The following is a 13,123-nucleotide window of genomic DNA, read 5'->3' on the forward strand; positions in this document are numbered from 1 at the left end:
GGTCCTCCTGTTCGGCTGGGGCTGGTCGAACCTCGCCGGGTTCGGCGATCTTTCAGCGGGATTCCCAAGAAATAACCTACTTGCCGCAGAGAGCGCAATACTCTCGTGCGAAAACTCGGAAAACAAGGGAACGCATGCTAAAGTCCGGCGCCGGAAACAAATATGTCGACACGTCCGGAACGAGCCTCTGACCTGCACTTTTATCACGGCCGTCGGCGATTTGAAGAAATCATTGCTCACCGGCATGACAAAACAGAAGAATTGTCATTGAACGCAGAATCGATAACCATGGAGCGCATGTGGAAGTGACAGGACGGGTCGTCGTGCTGACCGGCGCGGCACACGGTATCGGCGCCGCCATGGCCAGGCGGTTCGCCGCCGAGGGCGCGGCCGGGGTGGTGGTCTCCGATCTCGATCTCGAGGCCGCGGACGAGGTCGTCGCCGGGATCACCGCCGCGGGCGGCACCGCGATCGCGCGCCGCGCCGACGCGTCGTCCAAAGAGGACTTGAAGATGCTGGTGACCGAGGCCCGCACGGCGTTCGGCCCGGTGGACCTCTTCTGCTCCAACGCCGGTGCCGCGTTCGGGACGGGTGTACACGCCGCGGACGAGCAGTGGACGCGGTCGTGGGCGATCAACGTCATGCAGCATGTGCACGCCGCGCAGGTCGCGCTCCCCTCGATGCTGAGCCGTGGCCACGGATATCTGCTGATCACGGCGTCGGGCGCGGGCCTGCTGGGCACTCCCGGCGACGCGCCGTACTCGGTGACCAAGCACGCGGCCGTCGGGCTCGCCGAATGGCTGGCCATCACCTACCGGCCGCGCGGGGTGCGGGTCAGCGCGCTGTGCCCGCTCGGCGTGCGGACCGCGCTGCTGGAGCCCGGCATCGCCGCCGGTCATCCCGCCGCGCTCGCGATCGCCGCCGCCGCGCCGCTGCTGGAACCGGAGGACGTCGCGGAGTCCGTCGTGCACGGGCTGGCGTCGGAGGAGTTCCTCATCCTGCCGCACGAGTCGGTGCGGGAGACCTACGCCCGCAAGGCGGCCGGGCTCGACGAATGGATCGACCGCACCATCCTCGAAACCGGCGCGCGGAAGAGGTGACCATGGAATACCGCAGGCTCGGCGCGAGCGGGCTGTCCGTCAGCGAGATCTCGTACGGCAACTGGCTCACCCACCCCGACGGCGCGGAATGCGTGCAGGCCGCGCTCGACGCGGGCGTCACGACCTTCCACACCGCGGCCGCCTGGGACGGCGGTGCCGCCGAAGAGAACCTCGCCGCGGCGCTGAGCCACGCGCGTCGCGACGATCTCGTCCTGTGTACCGGTGTCTTCTGGCCGGAAGGCCCGGGTGCCAACGACGCGGGCCTCAGCCGCAAGCACCTGGTGACCTCGGTGAACGGCTCGCTGCGGCGACTCCGCACCGACTACATCGACGTCTACCAGTTGCTGCGGTTCGACTACCGCACGCCGTTGGAGGAGACGTTCCTCGCGCTGTCGGATCTGGTGCGGCAGGGGAAGATCCTCTACGCCGGCACTGCGGAATGGACGGCGGAACAGCTGCTGGAAGCGCGGCCGATCGCCGAACGGCACGGCGTCCCGCTGGTGGCGAACCAGCCGCATTACTCGATGCTCTGGCGGGTCGCCGAGGCCCAGGTGATGCCGGTGTGCGAACGGTCCGGCATCGGCCAGTTCGCGTCGGTCCCCCTCGCGCAGGGCGTGCTGACCGGCAAGTACCGGCCGGGCGAGGTCCCGCCGGGCTCACGGGGCGCGAAGGCGGTCGAGACGCGGCCGCTGCTCCTGCCGGACCTCCTCGAACGCGTCGGCATGCTGCGCGGCGTCGCCGACGAGGCCGGACTGACCATGGCCCAGCTGGCGCTCGCGTGGACGTTGCAGCACAACACCGTCGCTTCGGTGGTGATGGGCGCGAGCACCGCCGCCCAGGTGACCGAGAACGCGAAGGCGGCCGGGGTGGTGCTGGACCTCGACGCGCTGACGCGGATCGATCACCTGCTGGGCAGCTTCGTGCAGACGGATCCGCGGCTGACCTGGTCACCTCCGGCGACCACCTGATGCCCTGTCTCGTAGGTCCGTGAAGGCCTCCTTGCCTACCCTGAAGGTAGGGAAGGGGGCCTTCACGGACCTCTCGATCGCCAAACCGCAGCCTCAGCAACAACACCAGCCCCAGCAGTCACAGCGGCGGCGCGTGAAGGCCCCCTTCCCTCGGCTGAGCCGAGGGAAGGGGGCCTTCACGTACTGCAAGGGCGTGAGCGAAAGCGTCCGTACCACTCAGGGGGCCTTCACGTACTTCAGTTCAGACTCGAGCAGGGCCTCGCGTCTGGATCTTGCGCCCCCTTGGGCACCCACCGCACGTTCGCGAACGAAGCCGAGAACCGGCCGTCCGTGTACACCAGGAACGGCGTGTTGACGTTCTCCAGATCCAGCCCGTTCGCGAAGCACGACACCGGGATCTTCACCGTCGACTTCGGCGCGCCCGCGAGATCGGTGAACAGCTTGGTCGCGTTCACCTCGGAGAAGCACGGGTAGACGCAATGCATGCTGATCACCGTCCGATTCGCCGGCGCCTCGTGCACGACCGTGTCGAACTCCAGCGCCGCGTCGGCGTTGAGGTAACCGCGCAGATCGTTGGTACCGGCCGGGTTCTGGAAGTAGATCTGCGCCGGGCCGGTGCCGGTCCAGGTCGACTTGAGCCCGTCCTGCTGCACGTTCACGTCCGACTGCACGACGTTGATCTCGGCGTGCGAAGCGGTGCCGTCGGGGCCGATCTCGGTACCGCCCCAGTTCTCCGCGGAACCGATGAAACCCTTGTACGGCGCGACATCGGTGCGGTTGAACACCTCGAGATCCTCGGTCGCGGTACCGCCGCCACCGGTCGAGCCACACGTCACCGGCCCGGCCGTCTCGTCGAGCTGCCCGACCGTGACGCGCTGCCCTGTCTTGAGCCCGTAGCCGAGTTTGAACAGCGGGTCGTAGTCCGCCGAACCCGCGTTCAGCGGCGTCTGGCACGCGCTCTTCGGCCACGAGTACGGGAGCGTGCCCTTGAAACCGCCCTTGACCAGGACATCCGCGACGCCGCCGCCTTCGGTGCCCGGCAGCCAGGCCGCGACGAACGCGTCGGAGCGGTTGATCTCCTTGTTCATGTACAGCGGGCGGCCGCCGACGTAGACGGTGACGACCGGAGCGCCCTTTCCTCGGACCTTGTCCAGCACGGCCAGGTCCTCGGGGTAGAGCTTCGACGCCTCCAGCTTCTTGCGCGTCAGGTCGCCGACGCCTTCCGCGTACGGGGTCTCGCCGATGACGGCGATGACCGCGTCGTAGCCCTTCGGGTCGGTGTCGCCCTTCTCGTCGAAGGTGACGTTGACGTCGCCGAGCTGCTGCTTGAGCCCGGCGAGGATCGACGTGGCGTTCGGGAAGTCGGCGTTGGTGTTGCCGGTCCCCTGCCAGCTCAGCGTCCAGCCGCCGGTCTGGTTCTGGATGCTGTCCGCGCTCTTGCCGACCACGAGCACCTTCGACTTCGGCTTGAGCGGCAGCACGTTGCCGTTGTTCTTCAGCAGCGTCTGCGAGGAGCGGACCGCGTCGCGTGCCAGCCAGGTCTCCTCGAGCGCTTCGTCGGAGTTGGCGTAGGACCGGTCCGACGGCTTCTGCGACTCGAAAAGCCCGGAGCGCAGCTTGACGCGCAGGATGCGGGTCACCGCGTCGTCGATCCGCGAGACCGGGATCTGGCCGGAATTCACCTGGGCGACGGTGTTGGTGATGAACGCCTTCCAGTCGTTCGGCACCATCACGATGTCGATGCCGGCGTTGATCGCCTGCGGGCAGGAAGCGTTGGTACAGCCCGGAACCTGGCCGATACCGTTCCAGTCGGACACGACGAGGCCGTCGAAGCCCATCTTGCCCTTGAGGATCTGGTTCAGCGCCTTGTCGCTGCCGTGCAGCTTGCCCTCGTCGATGCCCAGCTCGGTGTTGGTCCAGCTGTTGAACGACACCATCACCGTCTGGGAGCCCGCGGCGAGCGCGCCGTAGTAGCCCTGGCCGTGGACGTTGATCATCTCGGCCTCGGACGACGGGTTGACGCCCTGATCCTGGCCCTTGAGGGTGCCGCCGTCACCGATGAAGTGCTTGGCGGTGCCGATCACGCCGTTGTAGCCGATGCGTTTGGTCGAGCCGTCCTGGAGACCGTTGATCGCCTCGTAGCCGTAGGCCCTGGTGATCCGCGGGTCCTCGGAGAACCCTTCGTAGGTGCGTCCCCAGCGGTCGTCCTTCACGACGGCCAGCGTCGGCGCGAAGGCCCAGTCCTGGCCGGTGGCGCGGATCTGCCGGGCCGTCGCCGCGGAGATGTCGCGCACCAGGCACGGGTCGTGCGCCGCGCCGAGCCCGATGTTGTGCGGGAAGACGGTGGCCCCGTACACGTTGTTGTTGCCGTGCACGGCGTCGATGCCCCAGATCACCGGGATCGTCGTCCTGCTGCCCTTCGCGGCGTCCCAATAGGAATCCGCGAGTTTCAGCCAGTCCTGCTGGGAGGCGTGCTTGTCCTTGTTCGGCCACGAGCCGCCGCCGTTGAGGACCGAGCCGATCGAGTACTGCCGGACCTCGTCCGGGGTGATCGCGGCGATCTCGGGCTGCGTCATCTGCCCGACCTTCTCCTCCAAGGTCATTCCCGCGAGGATCCTGGCGATCCGCTGTTCGTCGCCGGCCTTGCCCTTGAACCGGCTCTCGACCTTCGGCCAGTCGGCGAGCGTCGGCAGGCTCTTCTCGATGCGGGCGCAGCCGTCCCGGTCGAGCGCGGGTTTCCCGATCACCGGCTGCTCGGCGGCGGCGGCGGGCGTGGCCACCACGGCCCCGCCGAGCAGGGTGAGACTCATCAAGGCGATCAGCGGACTTCGGCGCGCGCGAGCACGTCTTGCCATGGTCTGGTCCATTCTGCGGGAGGCGGGGACCGGCCGATCCTCACCGGACCCGGCGGCGACGTCAAGGGTTTCCGGGCGATAAGCCGCCTGTTAATTTTTGCCGTGAACTAAGAGTCACCCGGCCACCCGCCGCCGATTGCGCCGCTTGGCGGTGTACGGCAGCGCGAACAGGTACAGCCCGCTGAACATCAGCAGGAAGAGCGGCGGCAGCGGCGCGTAGAGCACCCACTGCGCCGGGTCGCCCTGCGCCACCACGACGAAGCAGACGACGACGGTGGCGACGAAGACGAGCGACGTCCACCGGTGGAACGTCCGGATCCGCTTGCTCACGAGAACCTCCTGGAGTCGTTTTGCCTGTGGCGAAGACGCTAGGGATCGCGTGGGCACCGATGCTTCTCGATTCCTGATCGGTCCGCTTGACCTCCACATTACTTGAGCTTTTACCTTCACGGAAAACGAAGGGAATCACTCATGACCGTCTTGGTAACCGGAGCAACCGGGAACACCGGCCGCCACGTGGTGGCCGAACTCCTCCGCCGCGGGGAACGCGTCCGGGCACTCACCAGGAACCCCGCCGAAGCCCGGCTTCCGGCGGGTGTCGAACTCGTGGAAGGCACCCACACCGCGCCCGAGACCTTGACCGAGGCCTTGGCAGGCGTCACCAAGCTGCACATCACCGTCACGGCGGGACTCGCCGGCGTAGGCGCCGATCTGGTCAAGCGCGCCGTGGACGCGGGCGTGCGCCGGATGACCATCGTGTGGGGCGGTTACGTCGGGCCGACGGAACAGGCCATGACCGAATCCGGGGTGGAATGGACGCGCCTGGAGCCGCAGGAGTTCATGTCCAACGCCCTGACCTGGGTCGACTCGGTCCGCGCCGAGGGTGTGATCCGGGAGCCGTTCGACCTTCCGAGCGCCGTGGTGCACGAGGGCGACATCGGCGCCGTCGCCGCCACCGCACTCGTGGAGGACGGGCATTCGGGCAAGGTCTACAACCTCACCGGGCCGCAGGCCCTGACCACGAGCGAACGGATCGCGATCCTGGGCTCCGCGGTCGGCCGTGACATCACGCTGGAGCCGATCACACGGCAACAGGCGATCGACCGGCTGCTGGCCGAAGGCGTCTCGGTCGCGGACGCCGAGTACGTCGTCGGCTGGCACAGCGATCCGCCCGTGGAGGCGCGCACTGTCGTCGACACGATCGAGAAGGTGACCGGACGGCCCGCCCGCACGTTCGCGCAGTGGGTCGCCGAGCACGCCGACCGATTCAGGCCGTGAGTGGCCCGACCGCCTTCACGATTTCCAGCACCGGCGCGGTGTGCACCGTGTGGATCGCCCGCAACGCGCCCAGCCGGTGCGTGAGGTAGTGGTGCAGTGCGGCGGGATCCGGGCACAACGCCTGCGCGGCCAGGTTGGTGGGCCCGGTCGTGGCGACGACGACGGCCAGCTCCTCGTGAGTGGCCAGCGTCGTCGCCACCTCGTCGAGATCCGCCGGCGCGACGGCCATCCACAGGAACGCCTGGGTGGTCACGCCGTACAAGGCCGCGCTGATCTCGACGTCGAAGAAGAGCGCGCCTCGCGCGCGCAGATCCGCCAGGCGGCGTGCTGCCGTCGCCGGGGCGAGGCCCGCCGCCGCGGCCAGGTCCGCGACACTCGCCCGGCCGTCGTGGCGGAGGGCGGCGATCAACGCGTGATCAGCCGCCGTCAGCGGGCTCTCCTCGCCGACGGATTCCGGCGGCCGCAACGCTTCCTGCTGCTCCTCGGTCAGCGCGGCGACCCGGCCGCGCCACGCCGTCGGGCCGCCGAGGTAGGTGTGCAGGATGAAATGCGCGGAAACCGCCGTGACGCTCGCGGCGCGCGGGATGTCGTGCAACAGCATGGCGCTCTGCGCGTGCCGCGGCGTGTGCGCGATCGCCACGATCTCCGTGCCGCCGGAGGTGAGCTTGACCCACGACGTGTCCGGCCGCCGGGCCAGCGAACGAGCGAGCGTCCGTGCGGCGGCAGGCTGCGCGCTCAGCCGGACGAGCCACTGCGTCAGCCCCGTCCGGTCGGGATCGGGCAGGCCCACCACGCGTAACCCGGATTCGGCCCGGAGCCGCTGATAGCGCCGGGCGGCGGTCTGGGTCGAGACACCGAGGACCGCCCCGATCCGGCTGAACGGCGCACGGGCGTCGATCTGCAGCGCGTGGATCAAAGCGCGGTCGATGTCGTCGAGCATGGAATATTTCGTCCATTCGATCCAGGGTTCAGGGAACAAAAGTCATCTTCGCCGCACGATCCTGTTCATGCAACTGACGAAGACCGGATCGGTTCCGCTCGCCACACTGCTCGCGGCGGAGGCGATGAACGTGCTGGACGCGACGATCACCCAGGTCGCCGGCCCGGCGATCCACGCCGACCTCGGCGGCCCCGCTTCCGCCATCCCCTGGTTCGGCGCCGCGTACACGCTGCCGTTCGCGATGCTCCTCATCACCGGCGGCAGACTCGGCGACCTTCTGGGCCGCCGCCGCGTGTTCCTGTGCGGTGTCGCGATGTTCGCTCTGGCCTCATTGTGCTGCGCGCTCGCACCGGGCACGGGCGTGCTCATCGGCGCGCGAGCGGTCCAGGGTATGGCGGCGGCGCTGGTGATCCCGCAGACCTTCGGGTTGATCAAGGCCATGTTCTCCGGTCCGGCGCTGGCGTCGGCGCTGGGCTGGAACGGGCCGGTGGTCGGCCTGTCCGCCGTGAGCGGGCCGTTGCTCGGCGCCCTGCTGACGGATCTGGTGTCGTGGCGGGCGGCGTTCCTGGTGAACGTGCCGATCTCGCTCGCGGTGCTCATGGCGGGACGGCTGCTGCCGGAAGACCGCGCCGAGCATCCGGTCCGGCTGGATGTGCAGGGCACCTTGCTCGCTTCGCTCGGCATGGGACTCGTGGTGTACCCGTTGCTCGACAGGTGGAACTGGGCGCTCTTCGGCGCGGGCGCCGCGGTGCTCGTGCTGTTCGGGTTCCATCAGCGGAACCGACGTCATCCGCTGGTCGAGCCGAGTCTGTTCGAACACCGCGGTTTCCCCGCGGCACTGGCGGCGTCGACCCTGTTCTTCGCCGTGATGAACGGGCTGATGCTCGTGGTGGTCCTGCACCAGCAACTCGACGAGGGTCTCGGCGTACTCGCGTCCGGGCTGACACTGCTGCCGTGGTCGGGCGGGCTGGCGATTTCCTCGTGGGTGGCGGGCAAATGGCTCGTTCCCCGGCACGGATCGCGTGTCGCCTTCGCCGGACTGGCACTGCTTCTCGCGGGAATCCTGCTGGCTCTCGGTGGCACACTGCCGATCGCACTCGGGATCGGCGGACTCGGCCTGGGGCTGTTCACGGTGCCGTTCTTCACCGCGGCGCTGTCCGTCGTCCGTCCACAAGAGACCGGCTCCGCGGCGGGCCTGCTGAACGCGGTGCAGCAAATCGGTGCGACGCTGGGCATCGCGGTGTTCGGCACCGTCTTCCTGCACGGTCATTCCGTGGTGCGGGCGTTCGCACTCGCGGCCGTGCTGGTGGTGGCGACCATGATCGCGACCGCGCTGATGCCCCGGACCCGCGACCTCGCTACCCCTCGGCGGCCTTGAACCACGCGCCGATCCCCGCGAGCGCGCCCGGACCGTAGTCGCCCCGGACGTCGTCGGCCAGATCCGCGATGGTGACGGCACGCAACGCCGCCCGCCACTGAACCTCGGCGTTCGCCATCGCACGGCTGATGGCGCACGGTGTCGTGCACGCCTCGGGCGGCGTCGCCATCGGGCCGCGCTGCCGGATCTCGGTGCAGACGAAGGCCGGGCCGGGTCCGTCGATGGCCTCGACGACGTCGAGCACCGTGATCTCCGAAGGCGGCCTGGTGAGGACGTAGCCGCCGGCCTTCCCCTGCACCGACCGGATGAGATCGGCCCGGGAAAGCGCCTGGAGCTGCTTCGCGAGGTAGCTCGGCGAGACGTCGTGTAGCTGCGCCAGGCGCGCGGCGGGCGCGGGCTCGTCGACGGAGGTCAACACGACACAGCAGTGCAGGGCCCACTCGACCCCACCGGACATCTTCACCCGGATGACTCTAACCCGCCTCTTGACTCGGACACAATCTATCCGAGTAATATCTCGGACATTCGGTGTCCGGGTTTGCGGGCGCCACCGACGAAGGGCACTGGGTCATGAAATTCGCGATCATCGGCGGGACCGGACTGATCGGCTCGCAGGTCGTGCGCAACCTGAACGAGGCCGGGCACGAGGCGGTGCCGCATTCGCCGTCCACCGGGGTCGACCTGCTCACCGGCCAGGGCCTGGACAGCGCGCTCGACGGCGCCGACGTGGTCGTCAACCTCACGAACTCGCCGACTTTCGACGACGCCTCCCCCGCGTTCTTCCGGACGTCGATGGACAACCTCGTGGCGGCCGCGAAGAAGGCGGGCACCGGGCATTTCGTGATCCTGTCGATCGTCGGCGTCGACCAGGTGCCGCAGCTCGACTACTACCGGGCGAAGACCCTGCAGGAGGACATCCTCAAGCAGAGCGGTGTCCCCTACTCGATCGTCCGCGCCACCCAGTTCATGGAATTCGTCGACGCGGTGTTGTCCTGGACCTCGGACGAGACCGCCGTCCGCCTGCCCAGCACGCCGATCCAGCCGATCGCCGCGGCCGACGTCGCCGCCGCGGTTTCCGAGGTCTCGGCGGGGAAGCCGTTGAACGGCACCCTCGACGTCGGCGGCCCGGACGTCTACCCGCTGGCCGAGCTGGGCCGGATCACCTTGTCCGCCAAGGGGGACACGCGTCCGGTGACCGTCGACGACACGGCGGGCATGTTCGCCGCCGTCAAGGGTGACGTGCTCACCACTAAGGACGGCGCCCGTATCGCCGAGACCCGCTATCTCGACTGGCTCAAGTAGACGTGAAGGCCCCCTTCCCGCGGCTGAGCCGAGGGAAGGGGGCCTTCACGCGCTTCAAGCCCGCGATCAGCTGGGCAGCAGCGCCGGAGCCGCGAGACGGCTGGCGTTCGCCGCCTCGTCGTCCGGCTGGGCCTGCGCGGACCGTTCCGCCTCGACACGCGCGAGGTAGTTGGCCACCTCGCGCTCCTGCTTGTGCGAGTCCCAGCCCAGCAGCGGCGCCATCAGCTCCGCCACCACCGGCGCCGCGGTCACGCCGCGATCCCGCTCCTCGATGGAGATCCGGGTGCGCCGCGTCAGGACGTCCTCCAGGTGCAGCGCGCCCTCGTGCGAGACCGCGTAAACGACCTCCGCCTTCAGGTACTCCGCGGTGCCCGGGATCGCTTCGCCCAGTTCGGGACGCTCCGAGATCGACTCCAGGATGTCCTCGATCGCGGTGCCGTAGCGCTGGAGGAGATGCTCGATGCGGGCGATCGGCAACCCCGTGCGCTGCACGAGCGAATGCCGCGCGCCCCACATCTCGTGATAGCCGGTCGCGCCGACGATCGGCAGCCGCTCGGTCCACGACGACGGCGCGGGGCGGCCGAGGTCCTCCACCGCGACGTCGACCGCGTCGGCGGCCATCACCCGGTATGTCGTGTACTTGCCGCCGGCCACGATCACCAGACCCGGCACCGGATGCGCGACGGCATGCTCCCGCGACAGCTTCGTGGTTGACGTCGCCTTCGCGGCCAGCAGCGGCCGAAGTCCCGCGTACACGCCTTCGATGTCATCGGCGGTGATTGGCGTGCGAAGGACGGCGTTGAGGTGGTCGAGCACGTAGTCGACGTCCGCCTGGCTGGCCGCCGGGTGCTCGCGGTCGAGGTCCCATTCGGTGTCGGTGGTGCCGACGATCCAGTGCCGTCCCCACGGGATGACGAACAGCACGCTCTTCTCGGTGCGCAGGATCAGCCCGGTGTCCAGGTCGATCTTCTCGCGCGGCACCACCAGGTGGATGCCCTTCGAAGCGCGCACGGTGAACGGCGCGGGGATGCCCGCCGCTTCCGCCATGTCGTCGCTCCACACGCCGGTCGCCGCGACGACCGTCTTCGCCCGGACCTCGATCTCCGCGCCGCTCTCGCGGTCGACGACCTTGGCCCCGACGACACGTTCGCCGTCGCGGATCAGCGAGGTCACCCGCGCCCGTGTGAGGACGGAAGCACCTTGCTCGGCCGCGGTCCGCGCGATGGTCATCGTGTGGCGGGCGTCGTCGACCTGGGCGTCGTAGTACTGGATGGCGCCGATCAGGGCGTCGTCCGCGAGGCCGGGAGCGACCTTGCCCGCGCCGCGCTTCGACAGATGCCGGTGCCGCGGCAGGGCTCGCGCTCCGCCGAGGGTGTCGTAAAGCGTGACACCCGCGCCGATGTAGCCACGTTCCCAGACGCGATGCTTGAGCGGCACCAGGAACTTCACGGGCCGGACCAGGTGCGGTGCGAGGGTCTGCAGGAGCAGGCTGCGTTCCTTCAACGCCTCACGGACCAGCTTGAAGTCCAGGTTCTCCAGATAGCGCAGCCCACCGTGGATCAGCTTCGACGACCGGCTCGACGTTCCGGCGGCGAAGTCGCGGGCCTCGACGAGCGCGACGGAGAGCCCGCGAGAAGCCGCGTCGAGTGCGACGCCGGCACCGGTCACTCCCCCGCCGACGACGAGCACGTCGATCTCCTCACGAGCGAGCTTGCGCAGCGTCTCGGCACGGTAGACCGGGGAAAGCGGTACGGGTGTCACCTTGTTCCTCCTGTTCATCGGGCTCACTCGACCTCGACCCAGTCGAGCGTGCGGCCGACGGCCTTCTGCCAGCCCGCGTAGCCCTCGGCGCGCTGTTCGTCCGTCCACGACGGCTCCCAGCGCTTGTCCTCGTTCCAGTTCTGTTCCAGCTCGTCGGTGCTCTTCCAGAATCCGACGGCGAGCCCGGCCGCGTAAGCTGCGCCGAGCGCGGTGGTCTCCGCGACGACCGGCTTCGACACCGGCACGCCGAGGATGTCGGCCTGCAGCTGCATGCAGAGTTCGTTGGCGGTCACGCCACCGTCCACACGCAACACGTCGAGCGTGACGCCGGAGTCGTTCTGCATGGCCTCGACGACGTCGCGGGTCTGGTAGCAGATCGCTTCGAGGGTCGCCCGCGCCAGATGCGCGTTGGTGGTGGCGCGGGTGAGGCCGACGATCGCGCCGCGGGCGTCGGAACGCCAGTACGGGGCGAAAAGCCCGGAGAACGCGGGGACGAAGTAGACGCCGCCGTTGTCCTCGACCTGACGCGCGAGGCTCTCGCTCTGGGACGCGCCGCTGATGATGCCCAGCTGGTCGCGCAGCCACTGCACGGCGGAACCCGTGACGGCGATGGAGCCCTCCAGCGCGTACACCGGCTTCTCGTCACCGAACTGGTAGGCCAGCGTCGTGAGCAGCCCGTGCTTCGACCGCACGACCTCGTGCCCGGTGTTGAGGAGCAGGAAGTTGCCGGTGCCGTAGGTGTTCTTGGCCTCGCCGGGGCGGAAGCACACCTGGCCGACGGTCGCCGCCTGCTGGTCACCGAGCACGCCGGTGATCGCGACCTCGCCGCCGAGGGGGCCGTCCGCGCGGGTCACGCCGAAGCGGCCGTTGTTCGACGACGGCGCGATCGACGGCAGCATCTGCTTGGGGACACCGAAGAACGACAGCAGTTCGTCGTCCCACTCCAGCGTTTCCAGGTCCATGAGCATGGTGCGCGACGCGTTGGTCGGATCCGTCACGTGCACGCCGCCGTCGGGCCCGCCGGTGAGGTTCCAGATGAGCCAGCTGTCGGTGGTGCCGAAGAGCGCGTCACCCTTTTCGGCGTCTTCGCGGACGCCCTCGACGTTCTCCAGGATCCACTGCAGCTTGCCGCCGGAGAAGTAGGTGGCGGGCGGCAGACCGGCCTTCCGCCGGATGACGTCGCCCTTGCCCTCGCGTTCGAGCGCCGAGGCGATCCGGTCGGTGCGCGTGTCCTGCCACACGATGGCGTTGCAGTACGGCCGCCCAGTGCGGCGGTTCCACACGACGGTGGTCTCACGCTGGTTGGTGATGCCGAGCGACGCGAGGTCGGCGGCGGTCAGCTTCGCCTTGTTGAGCGCGGTGGCGATGACCGAGCGGGTCCGCTCCCAGATCTCGGTGGCGTCGTGCTCGACCCAGCCCGGCTTGGGGAGGATCTGCTCGTGCTCGAGCTGGTGGCGGGCGATCTCGTTGCCGCCGTGGTCGAAGATCATGAAACGCGTGCTGGTGGTGCCCTGGTCGACGGCGCCGATGTAGTCAGGCAT

General features: G+C 68.9%; 11 protein-coding genes. 5 read left to right on the top strand and 6 right to left on the bottom strand.

Annotation, left to right across the window (positions count from 1 at the left end):
- Positions 1-299: 299 nt before the first annotated feature.
- Together AB8M46_RS23545 and AB8M46_RS23550 are read left to right on the top strand one after the other, a co-directional pair.
- Complete coding sequence (locus tag AB8M46_RS23545; RefSeq protein WP_394361591.1) at positions 300-1,100, top strand: SDR family oxidoreductase; 801 nt, start codon at positions 300-302, stop codon at positions 1,098-1,100.
- 2 nt (positions 1,101-1,102) lie between these two features.
- Positions 1,103-2,068 carry an aldo/keto reductase gene (locus AB8M46_RS23550; RefSeq protein WP_394361592.1) on the top strand — a complete coding sequence of 322 codons (966 nt, stop codon included), beginning with the start codon at positions 1,103-1,105 and terminating at the stop codon, positions 2,066-2,068.
- Between the two features lie 236 nt (positions 2,069-2,304).
- Here AB8M46_RS23550 and AB8M46_RS23555 read toward each other — a convergent pair whose 3' ends face one another.
- Positions 2,305-4,878 (bottom strand): glycoside hydrolase family 3 protein, encoded by a 2,574-nt coding sequence (locus tag AB8M46_RS23555; RefSeq protein WP_394361749.1) that lies wholly within the window; start codon positions 4,876-4,878, stop codon positions 2,305-2,307.
- Positions 4,879-5,037: 159 nt separating this feature from the next.
- Positions 5,038-5,253, bottom strand: a complete 216-nt coding sequence (locus AB8M46_RS23560; RefSeq protein WP_394361593.1) for a hypothetical protein — start codon at positions 5,251-5,253, stop codon at positions 5,038-5,040.
- A gap of 141 nt (positions 5,254-5,394) precedes the next feature.
- Between AB8M46_RS23560 and AB8M46_RS23565 the strand changes: the two genes are divergently transcribed.
- The gene (locus tag AB8M46_RS23565; RefSeq protein WP_394361594.1) at positions 5,395-6,201 is read left to right on the top strand and encodes an NmrA family NAD(P)-binding protein; all 807 of its coding nucleotides are present in this window, start codon (positions 5,395-5,397) and stop codon (positions 6,199-6,201) included.
- Here AB8M46_RS23565 and AB8M46_RS23570 read toward each other — a convergent pair.
- The gene (locus AB8M46_RS23570; RefSeq protein WP_394361595.1) at positions 6,191-7,141 is read right to left on the bottom strand and encodes an Lrp/AsnC family transcriptional regulator; all 951 of its coding nucleotides are present in this window, start codon (positions 7,139-7,141) and stop codon (positions 6,191-6,193) included. The two genes, AB8M46_RS23565 and AB8M46_RS23570, sit on opposite strands and share 11 nt — an antisense overlap.
- A 67-nt stretch (positions 7,142-7,208) precedes the next feature.
- On the opposite strand from AB8M46_RS23570, the gene AB8M46_RS23575 reads away from it, so the two are divergent.
- Entirely contained in the window at positions 7,209-8,519 is a 1,311-nt protein-coding gene (locus AB8M46_RS23575) for an MFS transporter (RefSeq protein ID WP_394361596.1), read from the top strand.
- Here the strand turns inward: AB8M46_RS23575 and AB8M46_RS23580 are convergent.
- Positions 8,500-8,976 (bottom strand): Rrf2 family transcriptional regulator, encoded by a 477-nt coding sequence (locus AB8M46_RS23580; RefSeq protein ID WP_350595312.1) that lies wholly within the window; start codon positions 8,974-8,976, stop codon positions 8,500-8,502. The two genes, AB8M46_RS23575 and AB8M46_RS23580, sit on opposite strands and share 20 nt — an antisense overlap.
- A 113-nt stretch (positions 8,977-9,089) precedes the next feature.
- Here AB8M46_RS23580 and AB8M46_RS23585 point away from each other — a divergent pair, with 113 nt between their 5' ends.
- A complete protein-coding gene (locus AB8M46_RS23585; protein WP_037339519.1) occupies positions 9,090-9,821 on the top strand; it encodes an SDR family oxidoreductase in 732 nt (243 codons plus the stop codon).
- 66 nt (positions 9,822-9,887) lie between these two features.
- Here AB8M46_RS23585 and glpD read toward each other — a convergent pair whose 3' ends face one another.
- Positions 9,888-11,600 (bottom strand): glycerol-3-phosphate dehydrogenase, encoded by a 1,713-nt coding sequence (gene glpD / locus AB8M46_RS23590; protein WP_037339522.1) that lies wholly within the window; start codon positions 11,598-11,600, stop codon positions 9,888-9,890.
- Between the two features lie 5 nt (positions 11,601-11,605).
- Positions 11,606-13,123, bottom strand: coding sequence for a glycerol kinase GlpK (gene glpK, locus AB8M46_RS23595; protein WP_360091787.1), 1,518 nt, complete (start codon positions 13,121-13,123; stop codon positions 11,606-11,608).

It is taken from the genome of Amycolatopsis sp. SB7-3 (assembly GCF_041021335.1).
GTDB lineage: Bacteria > Actinomycetota > Actinomycetes > Mycobacteriales > Pseudonocardiaceae > Amycolatopsis > Amycolatopsis japonica.

Bases quoted from the DNA above. Each gene is read 5' to 3' on its own strand.
- AB8M46_RS23550 (WP_394361592.1), top strand. From the start codon at position 1,103: ATGGAATACCGCAGGCTCGGCGCGAGCGGGCTGTCCGTCAGCGAGATC.
- AB8M46_RS23580 (WP_350595312.1), bottom strand. From the start codon at position 8,976: ATGTCCGGTGGGGTCGAGTGGGCCCTGCACTGCTGTGTCGTGTTGACC.
- glpK (WP_360091787.1), bottom strand. From the start codon at position 13,123: ATGCCTGACTACATCGGCGCCGTCGACCAGGGCACCACCAGCACGCGT.
- AB8M46_RS23555 (WP_394361749.1), bottom strand. From the start codon at position 4,878: ATGAGTCTCACCCTGCTCGGCGGGGCCGTGGTGGCCACGCCCGCCGCC.
- AB8M46_RS23575 (WP_394361596.1), top strand. From the start codon at position 7,209: ATGCAACTGACGAAGACCGGATCGGTTCCGCTCGCCACACTGCTCGCG.
- AB8M46_RS23565 (WP_394361594.1), top strand. From the start codon at position 5,395: ATGACCGTCTTGGTAACCGGAGCAACCGGGAACACCGGCCGCCACGTG.
- glpD (WP_037339522.1), bottom strand. From the start codon at position 11,600: ATGAACAGGAGGAACAAGGTGACACCCGTACCGCTTTCCCCGGTCTAC.
- AB8M46_RS23570 (WP_394361595.1), bottom strand. From the start codon at position 7,141: ATGCTCGACGACATCGACCGCGCTTTGATCCACGCGCTGCAGATCGAC.
- AB8M46_RS23585 (WP_037339519.1), top strand. From the start codon at position 9,090: ATGAAATTCGCGATCATCGGCGGGACCGGACTGATCGGCTCGCAGGTC.